General features: G+C 38.1%; 24 protein-coding genes. 5 read left to right on the top strand and 19 right to left on the bottom strand.

What is annotated here, in order from left to right; all coding sequences use genetic code 11:
* Positions 1 to 119: 119 nt before the first annotated feature.
* From FGL72_RS01820 to FGL72_RS01800, 5 genes are all read right to left on the bottom strand, one after another.
* Positions 120 to 716 (bottom strand): 5' nucleotidase, NT5C type, encoded by a 597-nt coding sequence (locus FGL72_RS01820; RefSeq protein WP_139988312.1) that lies wholly within the window; start codon positions 714 to 716, stop codon positions 120 to 122.
* A gap of 166 nt (positions 717 to 882) precedes the next feature.
* On the bottom strand, positions 883 to 1,296 hold the full coding sequence (rpsP, locus tag FGL72_RS01815) for a 30S ribosomal protein S16 (protein ID WP_004904880.1): 414 nt from the start codon (positions 1,294 to 1,296) through the stop codon (positions 883 to 885).
* Between the two features lie 88 nt (positions 1,297 to 1,384).
* Positions 1,385 to 2,845 carry a PH domain-containing protein gene (locus FGL72_RS01810; RefSeq protein ID WP_146992419.1) on the bottom strand — a complete coding sequence of 487 codons (1,461 nt, stop codon included), beginning with the start codon at positions 2,843 to 2,845 and terminating at the stop codon, positions 1,385 to 1,387.
* On the bottom strand, positions 2,835 to 3,326 hold the full coding sequence (locus FGL72_RS01805; protein WP_099044624.1) for a PH domain-containing protein: 492 nt from the start codon (positions 3,324 to 3,326) through the stop codon (positions 2,835 to 2,837). The genes FGL72_RS01810 and FGL72_RS01805 overlap by 11 nt, the downstream gene beginning before the upstream one ends.
* A gap of 26 nt (positions 3,327 to 3,352) precedes the next feature.
* A complete protein-coding gene (locus FGL72_RS01800; protein ID WP_004901874.1) occupies positions 3,353 to 3,541 on the bottom strand; it encodes a hypothetical protein in 189 nt (62 codons plus the stop codon).
* Positions 3,542 to 3,791: 250 nt separating this feature from the next.
* Between FGL72_RS01800 and mscL the strand changes: the two genes are divergently transcribed.
* The gene (gene mscL / locus FGL72_RS01795; protein WP_004901876.1) at positions 3,792 to 4,172 is read left to right on the top strand and encodes a large-conductance mechanosensitive channel protein MscL; all 381 of its coding nucleotides are present in this window, start codon (positions 3,792 to 3,794) and stop codon (positions 4,170 to 4,172) included.
* Between the two features lie 97 nt (positions 4,173 to 4,269).
* Positions 4,270 to 4,902 (top strand): deoxynucleoside kinase, encoded by a 633-nt coding sequence (locus tag FGL72_RS01790; RefSeq protein WP_004901879.1) that lies wholly within the window; start codon positions 4,270 to 4,272, stop codon positions 4,900 to 4,902.
* Positions 4,903 to 4,940: 38 nt separating this feature from the next.
* On the opposite strand, the gene ruvA is transcribed toward FGL72_RS01790, so the two are convergent.
* The 7 genes from ruvA to racE are packed head-to-tail and all read right to left on the bottom strand — an operon-like array spanning position 4,941 to position 10,582.
* A complete protein-coding gene (gene ruvA, locus FGL72_RS01785; RefSeq protein ID WP_004904886.1) occupies positions 4,941 to 5,531 on the bottom strand; it encodes a Holliday junction branch migration protein RuvA in 591 nt (196 codons plus the stop codon).
* Positions 5,532 to 5,577: 46 nt separating this feature from the next.
* Positions 5,578 to 6,645, bottom strand: coding sequence for a tRNA preQ1(34) S-adenosylmethionine ribosyltransferase-isomerase QueA (gene queA / locus FGL72_RS01780; protein ID WP_040177228.1), 1,068 nt, complete (start codon positions 6,643 to 6,645; stop codon positions 5,578 to 5,580).
* Positions 6,638 to 7,498: a metallophosphoesterase family protein gene (locus tag FGL72_RS01775; protein ID WP_146992416.1), complete on the bottom strand. Its 861-nt coding sequence runs from the start codon at positions 7,496 to 7,498 to the stop codon at positions 6,638 to 6,640. Before FGL72_RS01775 ends, queA begins: the two co-directional genes overlap by 8 nt.
* Complete coding sequence (gene ruvB, locus FGL72_RS01770; protein ID WP_004901887.1) at positions 7,498 to 8,556, bottom strand: Holliday junction branch migration DNA helicase RuvB; 1,059 nt, start codon at positions 8,554 to 8,556, stop codon at positions 7,498 to 7,500. The genes FGL72_RS01775 and ruvB overlap by 1 nt, the downstream gene beginning before the upstream one ends.
* A 37-nt stretch (positions 8,557 to 8,593) precedes the next feature.
* Positions 8,594 to 9,130, bottom strand: a complete 537-nt coding sequence (locus tag FGL72_RS01765; RefSeq protein WP_012305356.1) for a YfcE family phosphodiesterase — start codon at positions 9,128 to 9,130, stop codon at positions 8,594 to 8,596.
* Between the two features lie 5 nt (positions 9,131 to 9,135).
* Positions 9,136 to 9,738, bottom strand: coding sequence for an XTP/dITP diphosphatase (locus tag FGL72_RS01760; RefSeq protein WP_036061027.1), 603 nt, complete (start codon positions 9,736 to 9,738; stop codon positions 9,136 to 9,138).
* On the bottom strand, positions 9,713 to 10,582 hold the full coding sequence (gene racE / locus FGL72_RS01755) for a glutamate racemase (RefSeq protein WP_040190458.1): 870 nt from the start codon (positions 10,580 to 10,582) through the stop codon (positions 9,713 to 9,715). The genes FGL72_RS01760 and racE overlap by 26 nt, the downstream gene beginning before the upstream one ends.
* 89 nt (positions 10,583 to 10,671) lie before the next feature.
* Between racE and FGL72_RS01750 the strand changes: the two genes are divergently transcribed.
* Positions 10,672 to 11,391: a YslB family protein gene (locus tag FGL72_RS01750; protein ID WP_146992414.1), complete on the top strand. Its 720-nt coding sequence runs from the start codon at positions 10,672 to 10,674 to the stop codon at positions 11,389 to 11,391.
* 37 nt (positions 11,392 to 11,428) lie between these two features.
* Here FGL72_RS01750 and dltD read toward each other — a convergent pair whose 3' ends face one another.
* Genes dltD through FGL72_RS01725 form a run of 5 tightly spaced genes read right to left on the bottom strand, consistent with a single transcriptional unit; the run spans position 11,429 to position 15,871 of the window.
* On the bottom strand, positions 11,429 to 12,712 hold the full coding sequence (dltD, locus tag FGL72_RS01745) for a D-alanyl-lipoteichoic acid biosynthesis protein DltD (RefSeq protein ID WP_004901900.1): 1,284 nt from the start codon (positions 12,710 to 12,712) through the stop codon (positions 11,429 to 11,431).
* A 5-nt stretch (positions 12,713 to 12,717) separates the two neighbouring features.
* A complete protein-coding gene (dltC, locus tag FGL72_RS01740) occupies positions 12,718 to 12,954 on the bottom strand; it encodes a D-alanine--poly(phosphoribitol) ligase subunit DltC (protein ID WP_004901903.1) in 237 nt (78 codons plus the stop codon).
* A gap of 28 nt (positions 12,955 to 12,982) precedes the next feature.
* Positions 12,983 to 14,191, bottom strand: a complete 1,209-nt coding sequence (dltB, locus tag FGL72_RS01735) for a D-alanyl-lipoteichoic acid biosynthesis protein DltB (RefSeq protein ID WP_004901907.1) — start codon at positions 14,189 to 14,191, stop codon at positions 12,983 to 12,985.
* Positions 14,184 to 15,716 (bottom strand): D-alanine--poly(phosphoribitol) ligase subunit DltA, encoded by a 1,533-nt coding sequence (gene dltA, locus FGL72_RS01730; RefSeq protein ID WP_146992412.1) that lies wholly within the window; start codon positions 15,714 to 15,716, stop codon positions 14,184 to 14,186. Before dltA ends, dltB begins: the two co-directional genes overlap by 8 nt.
* A 14-nt stretch (positions 15,717 to 15,730) precedes the next feature.
* The gene (locus FGL72_RS01725; protein ID WP_004901910.1) at positions 15,731 to 15,871 is read right to left on the bottom strand and encodes a teichoic acid D-Ala incorporation-associated protein DltX; all 141 of its coding nucleotides are present in this window, start codon (positions 15,869 to 15,871) and stop codon (positions 15,731 to 15,733) included.
* A gap of 152 nt (positions 15,872 to 16,023) precedes the next feature.
* Between FGL72_RS01725 and FGL72_RS01720 the strand changes: the two genes are divergently transcribed.
* Together FGL72_RS01720 and FGL72_RS01715 are read left to right on the top strand one after the other, a co-directional pair.
* Complete coding sequence (locus FGL72_RS01720; RefSeq protein ID WP_004901913.1) at positions 16,024 to 17,241, top strand: PTS sugar transporter subunit IIC; 1,218 nt, start codon at positions 16,024 to 16,026, stop codon at positions 17,239 to 17,241.
* Positions 17,231 to 18,061 carry an alpha/beta hydrolase gene (locus FGL72_RS01715; RefSeq protein WP_004904904.1) on the top strand — a complete coding sequence of 277 codons (831 nt, stop codon included), beginning with the start codon at positions 17,231 to 17,233 and terminating at the stop codon, positions 18,059 to 18,061. Before FGL72_RS01720 ends, FGL72_RS01715 begins: the two co-directional genes overlap by 11 nt.
* Before the next feature lie 32 nt (positions 18,062 to 18,093).
* On the opposite strand, the gene FGL72_RS01710 is transcribed toward FGL72_RS01715, so the two are convergent.
* On the bottom strand, positions 18,094 to 19,458 hold the full coding sequence (locus FGL72_RS01710) for a DEAD/DEAH box helicase (protein WP_004901919.1): 1,365 nt from the start codon (positions 19,456 to 19,458) through the stop codon (positions 18,094 to 18,096).
* Between the two features lie 30 nt (positions 19,459 to 19,488).
* Complete coding sequence (locus FGL72_RS01705; protein WP_146992955.1) at positions 19,489 to 20,472, bottom strand: DHH family phosphoesterase; 984 nt, start codon at positions 20,470 to 20,472, stop codon at positions 19,489 to 19,491.
* Between the last annotated feature and the right edge of the window lie 24 nt (positions 20,473 to 20,496).

Genomic DNA, 20,496 nt, shown 5'->3' with positions numbered 1-20,496 from the left:
GCGCTTTCTTTACGATTTAATAATAACTGCTTTTAATATTTTTTGCAAGCTTTTTGTGTCATAAATAGTCATAACATGTCACAAAAAAAGCAATCAATTCTTGATTGCTTTTTAATAGTTTATTCCCAAGGTGCTTTTTCAAAAGTTTCTGTGTGCCCAAATAATTGATAATGCTTATCTTTTGCAATATTTTCAGCGCTCATTCGTAACTCGCCTGATAATTGATACGATTTTGCAACTGCTTGAAGGTATGCAACTAAGTCTTTTGACCAAACAAGATTAGTATCGTAGCCATACTGCAGCCATAAACTATCCACTGTATTATCTTGCCACTGACTAGCACCATGATAAGGTCGATCATCCAACAAAATACCACCGGTCTTATGAACGATTCCTTTATCATGTGTTAAAATAACACGCTTATAAAAAGGGCTATTATTATCATTCCCAAAATGATCTGTCAACCATAGAAGTTTATCTTGCCAAGCACTGGGATTACGCCATGGTGCAGTTGATAAAATGTACAACTCAAAATCTGCTGCCAAAACATTAATGCTTTCAACAGCGTCGGGCATTGGTGGTAAATGACGAAAAATACCAGGAATTTGGTCTGGTTTATCTACCTGGAATTGCGCCATATCAAGGGTATTTAAAACAGACAACGTGTCCACAAGCACATTATCCATATCTAAAAACAGCTTAGGTTTTGCTAACATGTGTTTTCTCCATAATGTCAAAGTTAAAGAAAGCACTTTCAAAACTTGGACACCATCATTATACCATCTCAAAACTTAGTCGTCAGCATTATATTACATACAAAAAGTGATAACTATGCTAACAAATTAGCGCAATTATCACTTTCAAATCATACAATATTATCAATTATACCAATGCTAACAAATCGGCTTTCTTAGCTGATGATGCATATTGAGTGCCTTGAGCATCCAAATAAGCTTTGATTTCGGCAACAGTATTCTTTTCTGTTGGCTTTGTAGCTGATGCTGCAGGCTTTGCAGCAGTTGACTTCTTAGCAGCCTTCATTTCAGCAAACTTTGCTAAAATACCTGCATTGCTCAACAAGTTACGTGCAGTATCTGATGGTTGCGCACCATTGCTCAACCATGTCAAAATCTTTGCTTCATCAAGCTTGATTTCTGCTGGTTGTGCAATTGGGTTGTATGTTCCAACTGTTTCGATGAAACGGCCATCACGAGGTGAACGTGAATCAGCGATAACAACACGGTAGAAAGGACGCTTCTTAGCACCCATACGCTTCAAACGGATTTTTACTGACATATTAATGTCCTCCAAATTTCTTTTGTGCTTTTTGCACTTTATTTACAACTAATAGTATCCCACTAAACCAATCTTATGTCAAGGTTTTTTACTTGACATGTGTTATCCAACGTATAATCCTTTCTACTTCTGCTTCTGGTAAATAACGCATGTCAATCATTTTAGCCCCATCGCCATTCCGAATTATAACACGAAGATGTTGTGCTTGTGACTTAATCATAAAGTAACTTTGCGTTGCTTTCGCCCCTTGAATCTTGTCACGAGGAATTGTATACACATGTTTGGTCAGCCATTGAGATGTTTGAAGGGTTAATGTTTCTTGTTCAATGACTAATCGCTGGTCTGTCATGCGAACAGCCGCACATATCATGACATAAATTATTAAAACAGACAATATGAAAATACCAATGACACTATAAATTGTCGGCCAATGCCAGACATAAGCGCAACCAAAATAAATCACAGTCGGCAAAGTTAAATAGATTAGGCTCATGAGCACCTCATAACGTAGCTCATAAAACATAGCATGGTCAATACCAATAGTCTTTTTTGGTGTAATCAACCGATAACTAGGTAAGAAATCAGACAACAAATGATACACTTTTGAACTACTGACAACAGGTATAATCGTCGTTTTATCCTGTTTCTCTTTATCCCCTCGGCCTGATGAAGCTAACAAGACATTGATTGTTGCGAGGTTTACCCAATGTCTTAATAAAGATTGCTCGTAGTGTACGGCTTGAATACGCGATAAGCGCAACTGTATTTCTTTTTTAGTCAATAAACCTTGTGTGATGGCTAGATGAACGCCAAATCGTGTCAATGTAAAGTGATAATAGCGGTTATAAATTCGTGCAAAGGCAATGACTAAACTGACAATTAAGATGACAGCCAAAATCATGATATACCCTGCAAACGTTTGACCTGAAAACCAGTGATCAAACTTTGCCACTAAATCCTGTGGCATATGCATACTCAATTCAGAAATGACTGTTGCTAAGGCACCAAAAATGCCCAAACTCCCTAATGATGTCAAAGCAAACACGACAAGTTCAGATGTCTGGATATGGTAAACATGATCGGCCTTTGGTACTTCCTTGGACTCAGTTGTTTTCGTTTGTGATTGCTGACGATATTGTTCGATCACTTCAATTTGAGTTAAGCGTAACGCACTAAAAACTAAACGATCATCTTTTTTGCCAGATGTCTCGATACTTACCCGATAAACATCAAATGGCTGAAAATAAAATGGTTGTGTACGTGTAATCGTCTGTATTCGCTCGAAAGGCATATGTACATATTTTCTAATGAACACCCCTTTCTTGAGTGTTATTTCATGAGGTGTCACGTCATATGTAAAAAACCACCATCGTAAAACACCAAAAAGTATTGCTAACAAGATTAAGCCAACAATGACGATTAAGCGACTCGTCATACTACGCGTGTGACCAAAAAACAAAAACAACACGACAAAAAAGAATTCTCGTACTGTCATAATGATTTCGGCAATAACAGCAACAACAGGTTGATGAGCAGATTTAGTCATCATTATTAACCTCACGCGCTTGTCTTGCCGCTAAAATCAATCGTTCACGCAATGTTTGCGCAACTTGCTCATCAACTGCTGCAATCGAAAAACTATGTGCCGCTGTCACAATAACCAGTCTCTTTAAATGAAAAAACTGAAGTAATGGCCCCTGAGTCGTATCAACATTTTGAATACGATTAAGTGGTATCGCTTCTGTTTTTCTAAGAAAAAAGCCTTTATAAATTAAAATAGCTGTATCATCTAAAGCATAACGGTGAAAACGATAATAGTACGGTATCAGTAATAGATGACCAATGACCAAACCAATAATCACAATTAACATTATATTTAAAACCATGATAATGGTACTTGGCCACTGCGTCCCTAAGCATAAATTAAGGACTAATAACGCTAGGCCCAACACTAGCATCCCTATTAAATCGTCCAACACCCAGACGATTTTCGCACGTTTTGGTAAATATTGTGCATATTTAGATATCATATTGCCCCCCAGGCCCCCATGATTACTTATTGTCGTTTAGCATTGATTTCTTCACTCAACACAATTAAATTATCTAATGCCCGTCGTGCTAAGCGCGAATCATGCGCACGGTTAGCGTCATTTGTAATACCGCCAAGTGTATGTGGCGTATTAATATCTTTAATAATGGCAATCAGTTGTTCATGCCATAGTGTTAATTGATCTTTTTCAGTCATAACAAATCTCCTTCAAAACAATTACGTTTATTTTATCATGGTTAGCGGTTTCTTTCATGAGAAAGACGGTCATTATCAATTCTTGTGATATAACAAACTTTAAGTTAATCTCAAATTAGCTAAAAAAGGCCTAAATTCAACGGCTTAATTTGGTAAATAGCTAATTGTTAGGTAAAATAGAAGTTAGTATTCAGTAAGGAAAGGAAGTATGTAGCCTGATATTAAGGCTCATATAAGGGGATATTTTAGTATGTTATCAGAATTCAAGACATTTATCATGCGCGGCAACGTGCTTGATTTAGCCGTTGGTGTCATTATCGGTGGTGCTTTCACTGGTATTGTCAAGTCATTAACCAATAACTTAATCAGTCCTATTATCACATTTTTCACCGGTGGCACCTCAGATCTTCAAAACTTAAAATTAGTCGTTACTAAGGAATTAACATTCAAATATGGTGCTTTTTTGAATGACGTCATTAACTTCTTAATTACTGCCTTTGTCGTCTTTCTCTTGGTGAAATTTGTTAATCGTATCCTGCGTACAAACAAAAAAGAAGAAGTTAAAGCCAATCCAGAATTAGAAGTATTAGCTGAAATCCGTGACTTGCTTGAAGCACAGAAAAAAGCTTAATGTTCGCTTTTTGACTTAAAACCGTCCGACAACCGTACTTGTTGTTTGGACGGTTTTTTTGTATAGTTATTAAGCTACTAAAATATTGGAGGTCGTCATGGTGATTATTACCGCAGGTATGATTGGCGTTGGTAAAACAACATTAACAAGTTTAATCGCTGAAAATTTTGGCACAAAAGCATTTTATGAACCGGTTGGTGATAATCCGGTTTTGCCACTTTATTATTCTGATCCAAAGCAATACGGTTTTTTATTACAGATTTACTTCTTAAATCGTCGATTTGATATGATTAAGCAGGCATTAGCAGATGATAATAATGTTTTAGATCGTTCGATTTATGAAGACGCATTATTTACATCTGAGAACCACAAAGATGGTAATATTACAGATGCTGAAATGTCAGTTTATACACAGTTATTAAATAATATGATGTCCGAACTGCAAAAATTACCTAAAAAGTCACCTGATTTGTTAGTTTATGCTGAAACAGATTTTGAGACCATTCTTTATCGTATCAAAAAACGTGGCCGCGATTACGAACAATTCGACAATAATGACGACTTACGTCAATACTATTTCCGCATTTGGTCAGCTTACCGTGAGTGGTTTGACAATTATGATGCCTCACCAAAAATAAAAGTAGATCTCCAGACATACGATTTGGAAATACCAGAAAATCAAACTATTATTTTAAATCAAATTAATGATGCTTTGAAAACAATTCGTTAATAAAAAACACATGGCCATCTGGTCATGTGTTTTTTATATTATTTCACCAAAAACTTCAACGCTGAGCGAATATACCCGTCTGTTGTATCCTTTTGATTAGCCAAAACTGTCTGTAATTTAGCGACGTCTTTCGCACTATAGCCCAACGATTCCAGTGCTGCCAAAGCATCAGCCAATGCCTGATTATCAGTTGTAGGGACTGTTTCTACCGTCATACCTGCTGATAATGCCAAATCATCTAACTTTCCCTTCAAATCCAACACAATTTGTTGGGCTGTCTTTTTACCCACGCCAGGAAATTGTGTTAAATAAGATGCATCATCATTGGCCACAGCTGTTACTAATCCTGCAGCATCATCACTTGCTAAGATAGCTAAGGCGCTTTTAGGTCCAATACCAGAAACATTGAGCAGTTTATTAAACAAATATTTTTCGTTTTCGTCTATAAACCCGTATAATGTCATTTCATTTTCACGAACAATTTGTTCAACATAGACGTGAGATTCAACATTTTGTTCAAAGCGATATGGGTTGGCTACGAATAATTTGTAACCAACACCACTGCGATCAGCAATCACTAGATAAGCGGGATAAATGTTTGTAATCAAGCCATTAATATATTCATACATCGTGTCTCTCCTTATGTAGACATGTGCTCTTTAAGCCACTGTAAAATTATTTGTCGCGCTTAATAAACATCGCATCCCCGAAACTAAAGAAACGATATTGTTCAGCAACAGCATGTTGATAGGCATTTAGAATATTGTCACGACCCGTAAACGCAGCAACCAACATAACCAAAGTTGACTTTGGCAAATGGAAATTAGTAATAAATGCATCAACAGTTGTCCACTTGTACCCTGGCTTAATGAAAATATCTGTCCAGCCTGAATCTGCTTGCAATTTGCCCTCAAATTTTGACCCAATTGTTTCCAAAGTACGAATAGATGTTGTCCCCGTGGCAATAATGCGTCCGCCATTTTCACGTACCTGGTTTAATGTATCCGCTGCATCTTGGCTTAATTGATAGAACTCTGAATGCATTTTGTGGTCTTCAATATTTTCTTCCTCTACCGGTCGGAAAGTGCCTAGCCCCACATGAAGCGTTAATTCAACTGTTTTAACTCCTTTAGCCCGGACTTGATTAAGCAACTCAGGTGTCCAATGTAATCCAGCTGTTGGCGCTGCAGCTGAACCATCAACTTTCGAATAGACCGTTTGATAGCGTTCTTGGTCAGCCAACTTCTCTTTAATATAAGGCGGTAGTGGCATCTCACCTAATTTATCTAATAGCGCCATAAAAATGCCATCATAATGGAATTCGACATATCGACCACCATGTTCTAGCTCGCCGACAACCGTTGCTGTCATGATTGGCTGTGTCACATCATCACCAAACACAATAGTCGAACCAACAGGTGATTTCTTGGCTGGTCGCACCAATGTCTCCCATACATCCCCATGATCTTGGCGTAATAGCAGGACTTCAGCATGTCCACCAGTTTCTGGACGTACACCATGTAATCTTGCTGGCAAAACACGTGAGTTATTCATGACAATGGCATCACCAGGATTCACGTAATCTAAAATGTCGTAAAAATGCTTGTCTTGATAAGCGCCTGTATCAGCATCTAGTACCAGTAAACGTGAAGCATCACGCTGCTTTAAAGGTGTTTGCGCAATTAATGCTTCTGGCAAATCATAATCAAAGTCCGCCAATTGGTAATGTTTCTCATCAGTCATCTTTTATACCTGTATTACCTGACATACCAGTTTGCTTTTCAAATTCAAACCCTGTCAAGTTTACTTTCTCTTTTTCTTTTTCGGATAACACTTTATTGTCATTTGGAATATTAAACTGTTTTAGAACAGTCGCATAAGTTAAATCATTTTTATTCAGATAATCAACGAGCAGTGCTAATTCATGACGTTGTGTTGCTGTTGGTTTGTTGATGGTGATTTTCTCATCAAATGCACGCTCAACCAAACGATCATAACGTTTATTCTCAGATTCTATTTGATAGGTTTCTGAAATTGCTGCAATACGTTGTGATAGTAACGGACTAAGCGCCTCAAAACTAATAGGCTGTCCAAATACCCTTGTTTGCATATAGGCTGAGTCAAGTGATAAATTAATCATATTATCACGCTGATATTCTGCTTCATGAATGTGCCCATGAAGTGATAATAATGGGTATGGTAAATCAACAGCGTAGTGACTCAACCAAACTTGCCGACCATCAATCTTGAGTGATTTTGCTGTCTCAACAACTTCAATGACTTGAGCCTCCGGCGCTTTATACGCTGATTTCAGCTGATCAGTATGATCATGATTACCCTTAAATAATATTTTTTTACCCCGCAGGCGAGCCAGTTGTGCCACAAAATCTTGCTTTTTGCGAAACATCCCCAAATCACCCAAAAAATATACAGTGTCTTCATCAGTCACTGTATCATTCCAAATTTTTTCTAAATAGCGATCCATTTCTGAAATAGTAGGTGCTATTCCCAATAATTTTAATGATTCTGCACGTGATTTATCAAAATAAAGAATTTTTTCATGATTGAAATGCGTATCAGAGATAATATAATCCATTACATTTTCCTTTGGTACGGGATATTGAGATGCGCATAAGCTGCTTCAGTAACAACTCGTCCCCTTGGTGTGCGCTGTAAAAAACCAATTTGTAATAAGTAAGGTTCAACCATGGATTCAAGCGTCTCTGCTTCCTCACCAATATTAGCAGCAAGCGTATTTAAGCCAACCGGACCACCTTGATAGTACGTAATCATTGTATCTAATAATTTATGATCTGTTTCATCTAGACCACGATTATCAACACGCAACTTATCTAAGGCAATATCAACAATTACCCGATCAATGGCTGCTTTACCTTGGACTTGCGCAAAATCACGCACGCGTTTTAACAGCCGGTTAGCAATTCTTGGTGTTCCGCGTGAACGCAAAGCAATTTCGTAAGCCCCTTCCGGTTTAATGGGCGCCTTAAAGATATCAGATGACCTGACAACGATTTCTTGTAGTTCCTCTGGCGTATAATATGACATCGCACTCATAATCCCAAAACGATCGCGCAATGGCTTAGATAACATACCTGGACGTGTTGTTGCGCCGATGAGAGTAAAAGGTGGCAGAGGAAAATGCACGGCACGCGCTGTCGGCCCTTGTCCAACCATAATGTCTACAAAATAATCCTCCATGGCAGAATACATAATTTCTTCAACGTTTGTTGGTAAGCGATGAATCTCATCAATAAATAAGATATCGCCTGGTTCTAATTCATTTAACAACGCCACTAGGTCGCCTGGCTTCTCAATTGCTGGCCCTGAGGTGGTTTTAATATGAACCCCCATCTCGTTAGCAATGATCATAGCCAGCGTAGTCTTCCCCAGCCCTGGTGGTCCAAATAATAAGACATGGTCAAGTGCCTCTTCACGCTGCTTGGCCGCCGAAATATAAACAGACAGTTCCTCTTTCAAGGCAGCTTGCCCAATATATTCACGCAAAAACTGGGGTCTTAGCGACAGTTCATCATGCTGTTCCGCCTCATTGGCGGCAGCATGACGTAACAAGCTATCTACTTCAGTATTTTCATCATACCATTGGTTAAATTGTGGTTCTTGTTGATTTCCCATAGTTACAATTTTATCACGTTTATTCAGGATTCAGCCATTAGCGATTGAACGATTGCGTTAATGCAGGAATTTCCTCATGCTGCCGATTATAAAATGCCACAGAGTAAGCTGTATCGGACACTGTTAATACTGCATAAGTGCCACCAATAGCGATATGTGATCCCTTTGGCAAACTAATCGAACCTGGATTAATAAATAATTTATCGTCAAACATCGCCACGCCATCGATATGTGTATGGCCAAACAACACAATTTGCGCTTTCGCTTCCTTAGCAAGTTGGTTCATCACGGTTAAATTAGCCCAAGAATCCAACGAACGTACATTATATAAATGCCCGTGTGTCTGAAAAAAAGTCGTGCCCGCAATAGTTGTAACCCGTGCTGCAACAAAATCATCATCGGTATCCATATTACCAATCACAGTTGAGACGCCGTCAAATACACTGTCATTGGCTGATAACTCTGAATCGCCATTATAAAAAACAGCTGCAACATTTGACTGCCAATGATTAAAAATATCAACGAGTATATCTCGATCACCATGCGTATCCGATACAATAAGAAACTTCGTCATTTATCCTATCCTTTCAACCAATCTGGTAGTTGCTGTCCCAAAGACTTGAGCGCCAACCCTCGATGACTAACATGATTTTTTTCTTCAGCAGTCAGTTCAGCAAAAGTTTTATCAAATTGGGGTACAAAGAAAATGGGATCATACCCAAAACCGTTATTACCACGACGCGCTGTGGTAATTTGTCCATCAACTTGACCATTAGCAACTAACCGACGGCCATGATTATCAATCAACACTAGCACACTATTAAAATGTGCTGTACGATTCTTTTCACCAGATAATTTTGTCAACACTTTATCGATATTTGCTTCATCATCATGATCGCCCGCATAGCGCGCCGAATAAACTCCTGGTTGACCGGCTAAGGCATCAACAGACAAACCAGAATCATCAGCCAAAATATAATCATTGGGTGCCACTTTGGCAATAGTCTGAACTTTTATCGTGGCATTTTCCTCAAAAGTTTTCCCATTCTCGACTATTTCTGGTATGTTACTGTCTAATTCGTTCAATGGGACAACAGTGAGTTCAATATGCAACATTGCCAACATTGCCTTTAGCTCACTAATTTTGTGCGCATTGTTACTGGCTAAAATTAGTCTTGCCATCTTGTTCCTCCAAATATTGTTGCCTATCGTTTTCTACTATATTAAGGTGTCGTACATCTAAAGCGTCTGGTAAATCTAACCAATCGGTCGCTATGATACGAAAATTTGCTGTATTCCCTGTTGTATAGTAAATATCTTTACTATGTGAATGTGCGACACTTGTATATAAATCATGCATAAGCAAGGCTTCTTGAATCACGCGAACGGTCTCACGTCCAGCATCTATTAAAGTAACCTGTGGCCCCATGGCCGATTCAATAAAAGGCGCTAATAAAGGAAAGTGTGTACATCCAAGTATCAACGTATCGACATCTTGGCTCTTCATATGTTCAAGATGCTGACTAACGATATTCCTCGTTGCTGCCTCATGATATTTATTCGACTCAACTAACTGAACAAATTCAGGCTCAGCTTGTGACGTTATCTGAACGTCATCACGAAAAGCGTGAATCTCATTATCATAGGCACCGGAATCGACAGTTCCCTGTGTTGCAATAATGCCTATGCGATTATTTTTAGTTGTTTTAGTGGCAGCCCAAGCACCTGGTTGAATAACCCCAATGACAGGAATAGCTAATGTCCTCTGTAACTGAGACAATACGCGTGCTGTTGCAGTATTACAAGCAATAACCAGCAACTTAATATGCTTTTGCTCGACGAGGTAATTTGCCATTTGAAAGGTATAACGCACAACCTCTTCAGTAGGCCGTGGGCCATAAGGCATTCGTGCTGTATCACCAATAAAGATAAATTGTTCGTTGGGTAGTTGTTTCTGAGCTTCTTTGATAACTGTTAGACCACCAACACCAGAATCAACAAAACCGATTGGATTATTTTTATTCATATCTATAATTATGCCTTTAAATGCAAAGAATGCAAGCTTTTAGGCCGTAAAGTTTGGTATAATAAAAGTCTGAAAGGTCAAACAAGTTCATGAATATCAACGATTACGATAAAATTTTACAAACAAATTTTCAAGTTAACAGTTTTGCTCTAACCCTCTTACGTGACGGCTTACTTAAAAATTTACTGCAAGAGGATTATCCACACATTCTCTACTGGGCCGGTAAAGAAATTGCTCGTCAATTCCCAACAGATGCACTTGCCTCAGTTGTAGATTTTTTTAAAAATGCTGGTTTTGGAGATTTAGAAATTGCCTCTCAAGATAGTAAAAATCAACGCTGGTTCCTCACAGGTGATTTAGTACAGCAACGTTTAGCACGCGACAAGACAGCTGACTTCAGTCTCGAGGCAGGATTTTTAGCACAACAACTTGAAGTACAAACAGGCGCCATTGCTGAAGCAACTTTCAAAATCATGAAAAAAAATATCGGTGTCAGCTTTGAAGTCGTCACTGATTTAAATGAAACTGTTGACGTTTCTGATATTAAACAACGTGTTGCCGCTCGCGAATCATTTCTCAAAAAGACGCACGCTAGCGTTGAGCACGCAAAATTAGTTGAACTGCGCGATGATGGTGATATATCGAGGGAACAATCAATTACTGACTCACTACTGGCTTTTAAATTCGATGATGTCATATCACCTGCAGAAGAACGAACCAGCTTGAGTGCACTATCCAGTGAAGAAGAAATTGACCCTTTTAACTTTCCAACAAACACCAATAAAGATTCGCAATCACCTTTCTCATAACAAAAAAAAGATGTGCCCCAAAAGTGGCACATCTTTTTTATTTAAACGATTTCAAATTTTCAGGTGTTGGCGAAAGATTTTGCCAACGCGTTGAAAGATAGTTATTGTTAATATGGTAATTAACTGGCTGATAACCCTTTGTCAAAAATGGGTTGATTTTTTGATCTGCTGCTACCCAACCATTCCAACCAAGATGAATCGTATCTTGCATGAAATAATTTTGACCCCCATCACGTGAAAAGTCTGCAATATTATTAAAGCCTTGAGAAGTTAACTGTTTTTTAACTTTATCGACACTTTGATAATACATTTCTTTACGCAAACCTGTATAATCGGTCCAACGTTGATTAACTGGTTGGATGATAAATAACACATCTGTATGCTGCTTAGCAAACTCAGCTAATACAGCTTGCAAATCAGAATATTCTTCGGATTCACGATAGTCAAAATTGCGTTGTGAATTTTTTAATCTTTTCAAATTAAGTTTAATACGGTATTTATAAAATGAATTCTTAATTTGAAAATTATTGTTTGTTGTCTCTTGCTCACCTAATTTTGTCGCTTCGCTTAGCAGTGTTGCTGCATCATCCTTATCGGGTAAGCGACCAATAGCGGGCTTGACACGATTTTTCCAATTATTAGATGCTGAGAAATTAGAAAATAATTGATCTTCCCGTAATAACATACGATGCCGAACGCTTAATATATTTTTATCGGCGTTTGATAGTGGTTGGTTATTACTAATTTTTGTTACTAGACGGTTATAAACGGCATTATTTTTGACTTGCTTTTCACGTAGTAAACGATCTGCTATGAAACGGTCAGTCGGTGTAATACGATCAATTCGTTGCAACCAATTAGCCGTTTGTAACGGTGAATAAAATTCAGAAAAAGAAACTTTAGAATTTTTTTTCGTAAACCATTGCTGTGAAATAATAAATACAGCTTGTTTTTTATGCAAACCATTGGGCATTTCTTGCATGCTTAGATAATGCGTTAGTGCTTCTGTGCCAGCTTGTCCTAGTAAAAAAGGTTGATAATTACGATGATACTTTGCAGCAAGCATAGATGGGTGCATCGTATCTAAACGTAACAACTCACTCGAGCCAAAAAAAGGCACATATCGTTTAGATTTATCATTAAACGCTGCAGTTTTAATCGCTTCACCCTTGAACACATTTTTCGAAAACGAAACAGATGCTTCACGGATATCATTTTGTGTGATGTGATTTAAGGAAAACGGTGCCAAAAAAAGTGCGCCAATTAATACAAACGCAATGATTACCGGTCCAAAAATCCACCATAATCCTCGTTTTTTCATGCGATTTACCCGATTAATGATTCAACTTTAGCAATCACTTTATTGGGCGTGTTCCATTCGTCACGGTTAAACTCTGATACAGGTGCTTGAATATTGAACTTACTTTCAAGATCAAGTAACAACTCAACTGTTGACATTGAGTCAAGCAGACCACTTTCAAAAAAGTCATCGTCCATTTGATCTGAAATATCTTCACCAATAATTGTATTTAAAATTTCAACTACTTCTTCTTTTACTGCCATTGTTATTTCCTCTTTCTTTTAAATACGTTTACTTAAACCACAATTTGTCTAAGAAACCATCGAATATTAAGAAACTTACCATAACCACATTAAATGTAATGAAAATGGCTAGTGCTTCTGTAAATTTGTTGTGCGGTACATTGTGTTTCTTCTTATAACGCAACCATGCATCATTAATCACTAATCCGACACCATGGAATAAGCCATAAACAATATAATACCAGTGTAAGCCGTGCCAAAATCCCATCACTAACATATTAAAAATGTATGCTAAATTCGAGGTTGTTACACGGCTTTTAATCCATTTTTTCTTCATAATGAGAAAAACAAATCGCATGAAAATATAATCACGGAACCAGAATGACAAAGTCATGTGCCAACGATTCCAGAATTCTTTCAAGTTTTTTGACAAAAATGGCTTATTAAAGTTCATAGGGACTTCAATACCCATAACATAACTTGTTGCAACAGCAAATAATGAATAGCCGGCAAAGTTGAAGAACAAATTCAAACCTGAAGCGTACATCACTGGCACTAACCACCATGTTAAGCCACCGTGTACACTGGCCGATTCAATTGCCAAACTTTTAACCTGAGGTAAAACAAAACTCTGGAAAAAATAGGCCGATATAACAAAATTATACAAAAAGCCGAGGAAGAAATACCAAACAGCCTTTTCTAACATTTTTAGATACTTGTCACGATCTGGTACCGAAGTCACGTCTGCTATAAAACGGCGATATCGGTCAATTGGTCCTGACGAAATAGTTGGCATAAAGAGCATAAAACGTAAAAATAACCAAGGATTAAATTCTTTAATCGAGCCATCACGCGTCTCTAAAATCATACCAACTGAACGAAATGTCAAATACGAAATACCTAGAAAACCTAACAACGTGGCCACATGTGTCCAGTGTGTTGGTGCAGACAGTTTAACTAAGAATAATGGCAATATCGCCAGTAACGTTACGACGTAAAATACGACCGTATTATTGGCTTTCTTTCGATATAGCGTATAGCCCCAAACAAGTAGCCACTGCCATATCATGAACCCGATAATAGCATAGCCTTCATGGTATTTCTTGCCATTGAACATTAGGAAAATAAACGCAAACGACACGATGACTTCATACCAAGCAAAACGCTTGCCAAAGTATAAGCCAATAGCAAGCGGTGCAAGTGCTAGTAGTAAAATCACAAAATATTTTGGATCAGCATAGGGTTGTAAATTAAGCATTGCCATTCACCTCAGCAATCAACCCTTTCAAATCAATCTTACCATTCGGCGTCAATGGCAGACTTTCGCGATACATGAAGCGGCTTGGTACCATATATGGCATCATAATATTTTCCAACTCCGCCTTGATTGCATTGGTTAGTAGAATAGGTTTTTCAAAATCATTATCTTTTGCAACAATAATTGCTAATAATTGTTTTACTTTACCATCGGCATCATACCTAGGGATGGCAACAGCCTGTTCCACCCACTGACTTTGTTGTAATTGCTGAGCAACTTCTTCTAATTCAATTCTGAAGCCATGCAATTTAATTTGAAAATCACTACGGCCCTTATAGTGTAGTAAACCATCCTTATCACGAATAGCTAAGTCACCAGTACGATAGGCTTGTTGGCCGTTAACTGTAGTAAACGCTGCCGCTGTCTTCTCAGGATTATTGAGATAACCCTTTGATACCGATGGCCCAACAATAATAATTTCACCTGGCTCACCATCGGCAACCATCTCGCCATCAGCATCTTGAATAACAATCTCAGTGTCAGCTTTGACATAGCCGATTGGCATCTTGTTGTTGTTAGCGATGACAGTCTGAGTAATCGGTATGCTAGTTACCGCAACAGTGGCTTCAGTAGGGCCATAAGTATTATAGATATGCGCATCGGGAAAACGTGCTAGCAGTTTCTCAGCAGTTGTTTTGGTCAATACCTCACCACAGAAGAAGAAAGCGCTTAAATTGGGATGTACTGATTGCTTAAATTCTGGATCTAATAACGCAACGTCGGCAAAAGATGGTGTTGAGACCCACTTATGCAAATTCAACGTTGGCAATGTCTTAAATAGTGATTTAAAATCATCAGCCGTTTGTTTAGGCAAAGCTTTTAATGTCCCATGCGACAATAAAGCCGGCACCCAATCCATAACCGATAAGTCAAAAGAATATGGCGGTTGTGACAAGACATTGCTACCAGATTCCCAAGCGAAGTCATCCCCCAACATCCAATTTGAAAAACTCAACAAATTATCATGTGAAATTTGAACGCCTTTCGGCTTACCAGTTGTCCCAGAAGTGAAAATAATATAGAAATTGTCATCGCCACTAACTGGCTGACTCAATGTAAACGATGTTTTGGCTTCAAAAATTGCGCGCAATGCTTCTTTTTTAACTACCGGCACCTTAGTAACTGTAATAGGCAAATCATCTACCGCAATTATCAAAGCTGGTTGCCCAATCTCTATAATATCTGTCAAACGCTCTTCAGCTGAGTTAACATCAACTGGCACATAGGCGTGTCCTGACTTCACACTAGCCAAAAAACTAGCTATCATATCAAATTGTTGACCGCCATAAATCATAATTGGCGCCTTTTCAGCAATATCTTGCGTCTCAATAAATGCTGCTAAAGCATCAGAGGCATCTTTCAGTTGTGCATAAGTGTGTTGTACACCTAATTCATCATAAGCAATTGTATCCCCCTGTGTTTCAGCGAAACTATCAATTGTTTCAATGACATTTTTAATCATCATATTATTTTCCTAAATTAAAATTCGTTATAAATAAACTTACCGCCACCTACACCTGAATAACTATAAAGGTACACAAGCGTTAGAATGACAATAAAATAGAACAGCGTCCGTGCAATAAAATTGACAACCGGACGTTGAAAAAATTGTTTAATCATTTCAGGTTACCCCCGTATCTGTGATTTCATGTATAATCAACATAGTACATATTTGGAACTACTATAAAACACAATTGAATTAATTATAGCACAAACATGCTCGTTTTGTAGCAAATTATTACAATACAGATTACATCATTCGGAGATATGCCATGCTTAAAACGCTTGTTAATCAATCACAACGTTGGGATAATATTGTCTATCAGCATGCAACCATGCAGGCAGTCAAGACCGCGTTACAGCAACTTAGACCTATATTAGTAATTGATGTCTATGCGCATCTTCTATTTCGATTAATCTTTGCCCCTGATAACTTTATCGGTCGCATGGTCGACAACTATCCGCCAATAACAAAGGTTATATCTAACCACATGCGTATTGGGTTAACCTTCTTAGATGCTGCCATCGTGATGATTTTTGTCATTGCACTCACACAACACTACCTCACAACCAAAGGTATTACAAATACCAGTTTGCCCATCTTAACGAATTTTATTGCCATTTATTTATTATTAGTCGGTAAAAATCAGATTCCTACATATAATACAACGCAATACTTACTCATGAGTGTTACTGTCTTATTTAGTGTCACAACCTATTGCTGGTTTCAAAAAAAATGGGTCAATCCTGATACGTCACCTTATGCCTATCGCTATTTAGTCTGGGCCGTCTTAATTATCTTAATGAGTTGGTTATTGCGGCAATTAATTGCCATCCCACATTTTCAAACTACCATATCTGTCCTGCTATCTAAAACATTTTTCACCACCTTCTGGGGTTTACTCGCTGTTTCAATTCTTTCACCCTTGCTGTTCGTTTTTGGCTTTGCACTGCCTTCAGAACTGACTGATGATCAAACAACCTTAAACACTGTTATCGCTAATTTAGATGCCGTCCTAAGCACAGGTCATAAAGTCTTACCGTATCCCGAAAATCTATACAGTACTTACGGTGCTTTCACTCTATTTGGTGGCATTGGTAATACTTTAGTCATTAGTTTATTGCTGTTATTCGCTACCTCAAGGAAGCACCAAAAATTAGGCCTCATCACTTGGTTCCCTAGTCTGTTTGATGATAACACTTTGTTACTCGCTGGCGTTCCGCTATTTCTTAGGCCACTCATGTTAGTGCCTATGCTTTTGGTTTCAGTTATTAGTCAACTCATTGGGTATGTTGCTATCGCCACCCATTTCATTCAACCCGTTGTTTACCCAACACCAATGAATATTCCTAATCTACTGTTACCAACAATTGCCAGTACAACGCCAATACGTTCAACGTTAGTTACCGTTGCCGTCTTCATATTAAGTATCGTTATCTACCGCCCATTTGTTCATCGCTTGACCGAGGGGGTTTCTTATGAGAAATAAGTTCATTTTAACTGTTAGTCTGATGCTTATAATTGCATTAGGTTTTTATGGTCAACATTGGGTTGCAAAAACAACAACTAGCCAAGCCAAAATACAGAATTCCCGAATGGTGCCCACGATTTTTGTTCCAGGTTCCGAGGCCACGATTAACCGATTTGATGATTTATTTGCCACCATCAATGCCAAGGGTGCGCCGCATAGTGTGCTCAAAGTTCAGGTCAGCACTAGTGGCCAATTAACTTTTCTAGGTAGTATTAATGCCAATGACCGACAGCCTTTTATTGTTATTGGTTTTGAAGATAATCAAGATGGTTATGACCATATTAAAAAGCAAGCATCATGGTTAGCTAAAGCACTAGACACCCTGCAAGATCGCTATCATTTTCAAACATTCTCTGCAGTTGGGCATTCTAATGGTGGTCTTGATTGGACTATTTATTTAGAAAAATACCATGCTGACGATGATTTTAATATTCCAATACTCATGACGCTCGGTACACCTTTTAATTTCTCAGAATCTTCCTTACAACGCCGAACTGAAATGCTTAATGATCTCATTAGTGGCAACAATCAGCTACCCAAAGATTTAACCATGTATTCTGTTGCTGGTACTGAAGATTATACTGATGACGGTATCGTACCGGTTCAAAGTGTGATTGCGGGTAAATATATTTACCAAAAAGCTGTTAAATCATATACTCAAATTACTGTTTCCGGCGACAATGCTCAGCATTCAAGCCTGCCAGAAAATCCTGAAGTTGTTAGCTTAATTGAATCAAATATTCTCAAGCCATTAGCACGTTCTGATAGAAAACAGTAAAAAAACCTTGATAACAAGCGTTATCAAGGTTTTTATGCGTCACCACGTTTTTTGTTAGCCTTACGCACTGCACGCATTTCTTCACGTTGAGAAATACGTCGATCCATTTGGTTCTTACGTTGAATAGCTGATTTAATTCGTCGCTTATAACCTGGTTTAACAATTTTCTTTTTCTTTTTAACCATGCCAACCATTGTTGGGTCAAGCTTTTTAGTCGTTGCCACACGCTGTTTACGTGCACGACGATCTTTAACATCAATAATTTGATTATCTTTAATTTGTTTTGCTTTAAAATCAATTCCCAATGATTCAAGCTCTACTACTTCATCTTCTTCATCTGGTCCATACAAGGTAATTGCCAATCCTGGCATACCATTGCGCCCTGTACGGCCAACACGGTGAACAAAGAATTCAAGTTCACCAGGTATATCATCATTAATCACATGCGATACACCTTCAATATCAATACCTCGAGCTGCTAAATCAGTTGCCACAACATATTGATAATCTAAGTTTTGAATCGCTTTCATGACACGCCGACGTTCTCTTGGCTCAATATCCCCATGAATCTCAGCGACTTTTAAGCCTTTACTACGTAAATTGCTAGCTATCTCTTTAGCGCGATCCTTTGTGTTGGCAAAAACAAGTGCTAAATAGGGATTGCTAATACTTAGGATCTGATAAATGACATCATTTTTATCTTTTGATTTTGTAGCTAGCAACCAGTTGTCGATTGTTTCGGCAATAACAGTTGAAACAGGAATTGCTTCGAATTTAGGATTATCCAAATATTTTTTTAAGAACGGCTTGAGTTTTTCTGGCATGGTTGCACTGAAAACTAGCGTTTGCAATTTTTCTGGCATAGCACCTGCAATATAGTCCACTTCATTTAAGAAACCCATATCCAATGTCATGTCCGCTTCATCAACAACTAATGTTTTAACTGCATGCAATTTTAGCGCACCAGAGGAAACTAAATCTTTTATACGCCCTGGTGTCCCAATAATAATCTGTGGTTGATTATTTTCCAGTTGTTTAACTTGTCGTAGCTTATCTGTGCCACCAACAAATTCCGAAATTGTTACCTCGTAAGGCAACTTATCAGCAAACTGCTTCGCCGCTTTTGTAATTTGTGCAGCAAGTTCACGCGAAGGTGTTGTAATTACCGCTTGTACGTAATTCTTTCCTTGCTCCAACTGATTAATAATTGGAATCAAAAAAGTATGCGTCTTACCTGAACCTGTTTGCGACTGGCCAACAACATCGTGCCCTTGTAAAACGGCCGGGATTAATTTAGCCTGAACTGCAGTTGGTTGTATAAAACCAATAGCTGTTAGTGCTGAAATAATGTCTGATTTTAAATTAAATTGTCCAAATTGATTTGCTTTTTCTGCCATTAATTTCCTCTGCTTTCAATACATATCATGTTATTTACTTTTATCTGTCATGTGATTTTCTGCCATTAATTTCCCATCAACCATGTCGACTAGGCGCGTAATATCGTTTGTCGTTTGTGCCCATGCACCTGAGGCCATTGCATGCCCACCACCTTCAAATTGGTTAGCAATTTTATTAATCACAACTGTTCGTGAACGTAATCTTACTCGGTAATTACCCTCATCTTGCTCCTCGAAAATCGCCCAAGCTTTCACCTGATCAATTTTTGACGGCAACGACACAACAAAAGCCGTTCCAGCGTCACGTAAGTTATATGAAGCAATTAGTTCATTCGTTAAAATGATATAAGCAAACCCTGATGGTAGAATCGTCAAATTTTGCAGTACATAGCCTGATAACTTGGCAGCATTCTCTGTCATAGTTGTCATATTGTAAAGAACAGCCTCATAATCAAAATCATAATTAAAAAGCTCTGATACAACACGGAATGTTTCTTTATCCATGCTATACATAAAGCGGCCAGTGTCACCTACAATACCTGTATAAAGTAGTCGTGCGGCTTTGGCATTCATAACCAAGCCTTGATCTTTCAACACTTCGTAAAATTCGTAAATCATAGTACTCGTTGCCGAATGACCTTCTTTTACCCATTGCCAATCGCCATAAGGTTCGTCATTTGGATGGTGGTCAATTTTAATTGTTTCTAAACCATTAGGCCACCGTTGATCATCAATTCGAGGTGCATTTGCTGTATCAACCATGATTACTAACGCATTGTTGTATGCCTTATCAGGTATGTCATCCATAAATATTTCATCCTGTGACATCCATGACAAGCCTGCTACGGCCTTACCAACTGCATAAATTTTCTTTTTCGGAAAACTAGCTTGTAAAATAGCCTTTAATCCTAATTGTGAGCCATACGCATCAGGATCTGGTCGTTGATGCCGATGAATAATAATCGTATCATATCGTTTAATTTGTGTTAAAATTTCTTCTTCAATTCGTGCCATTAATTCGTCTTTCTGAATCGTAAT

Source organism: Leuconostoc citreum (assembly GCF_007954785.1).
In the GTDB taxonomy this organism is placed as follows: domain Bacteria; phylum Bacillota; class Bacilli; order Lactobacillales; family Lactobacillaceae; genus Leuconostoc; species Leuconostoc citreum.
The sequence above is the reverse complement of the archived record's forward strand: the minus strand, read 5'-3'. Positions and strand labels throughout refer to the sequence as shown.

Coding starts and splice junctions, on each gene's coding strand:
- FGL72_RS01820 (WP_139988312.1), bottom strand. CDS start 716: ATGTTAGCAAAACCTAAGCTGTTTTTAGATATGGATAATGTGCTTGTG.
- rpsP (WP_004904880.1), bottom strand. CDS start 1,296: ATGTCAGTAAAAATCCGTTTGAAGCGTATGGGTGCTAAGAAGCGTCCT.
- ruvA (WP_004904886.1), bottom strand. CDS start 5,531: ATGTATGAATATATTAATGGCTTGATTACAAACATTTATCCCGCTTAT.
- mscL (WP_004901876.1), top strand. CDS start 3,792: ATGTTATCAGAATTCAAGACATTTATCATGCGCGGCAACGTGCTTGAT.
- FGL72_RS01775 (WP_146992416.1), bottom strand. CDS start 7,498: ATGGATTATATTATCTCTGATACGCATTTCAATCATGAAAAAATTCTT.
- FGL72_RS01720 (WP_004901913.1), top strand. CDS start 16,024: ATGCTTAAAACGCTTGTTAATCAATCACAACGTTGGGATAATATTGTC.
- FGL72_RS01765 (WP_012305356.1), bottom strand. CDS start 9,130: ATGACGAAGTTTCTTATTGTATCGGATACGCATGGTGATCGAGATATA.
- FGL72_RS01705 (WP_146992955.1), bottom strand. CDS start 20,472: ATGGCACGAATTGAAGAAGAAATTTTAACACAAATTAAACGATATGAT.
- FGL72_RS01760 (WP_036061027.1), bottom strand. CDS start 9,738: ATGGCAAGACTAATTTTAGCCAGTAACAATGCGCACAAAATTAGTGAG.
- queA (WP_040177228.1), bottom strand. CDS start 6,645: ATGACTGATGAGAAACATTACCAATTGGCGGACTTTGATTATGATTTG.
- dltA (WP_146992412.1), bottom strand. CDS start 15,716: ATGATGATTAAAAATGTCATTGAAACAATTGATAGTTTCGCTGAAACA.
- dltD (WP_004901900.1), bottom strand. CDS start 12,712: ATGAAAAAACGAGGATTATGGTGGATTTTTGGACCGGTAATCATTGCG.
- dltC (WP_004901903.1), bottom strand. CDS start 12,954: ATGGCAGTAAAAGAAGAAGTAGTTGAAATTTTAAATACAATTATTGGT.
- ruvB (WP_004901887.1), bottom strand. CDS start 8,556: ATGGGAAATCAACAAGAACCACAATTTAACCAATGGTATGATGAAAAT.
- FGL72_RS01725 (WP_004901910.1), bottom strand. CDS start 15,871: ATGATTAAACAATTTTTTCAACGTCCGGTTGTCAATTTTATTGCACGG.
- FGL72_RS01810 (WP_146992419.1), bottom strand. CDS start 2,845: ATGATGACTAAATCTGCTCATCAACCTGTTGTTGCTGTTATTGCCGAA.
- FGL72_RS01790 (WP_004901879.1), top strand. CDS start 4,270: ATGGTGATTATTACCGCAGGTATGATTGGCGTTGGTAAAACAACATTA.
- FGL72_RS01805 (WP_099044624.1), bottom strand. CDS start 3,326: ATGATATCTAAATATGCACAATATTTACCAAAACGTGCGAAAATCGTC.
- FGL72_RS01710 (WP_004901919.1), bottom strand. CDS start 19,458: ATGGCAGAAAAAGCAAATCAATTTGGACAATTTAATTTAAAATCAGAC.
- FGL72_RS01715 (WP_004904904.1), top strand. CDS start 17,231: ATGAGAAATAAGTTCATTTTAACTGTTAGTCTGATGCTTATAATTGCA.
- FGL72_RS01750 (WP_146992414.1), top strand. CDS start 10,672: ATGAATATCAACGATTACGATAAAATTTTACAAACAAATTTTCAAGTT.
- dltB (WP_004901907.1), bottom strand. CDS start 14,191: ATGCTTAATTTACAACCCTATGCTGATCCAAAATATTTTGTGATTTTA.
- FGL72_RS01800 (WP_004901874.1), bottom strand. CDS start 3,541: ATGACTGAAAAAGATCAATTAACACTATGGCATGAACAACTGATTGCC.
- racE (WP_040190458.1), bottom strand. CDS start 10,582: ATGAATAAAAATAATCCAATCGGTTTTGTTGATTCTGGTGTTGGTGGT.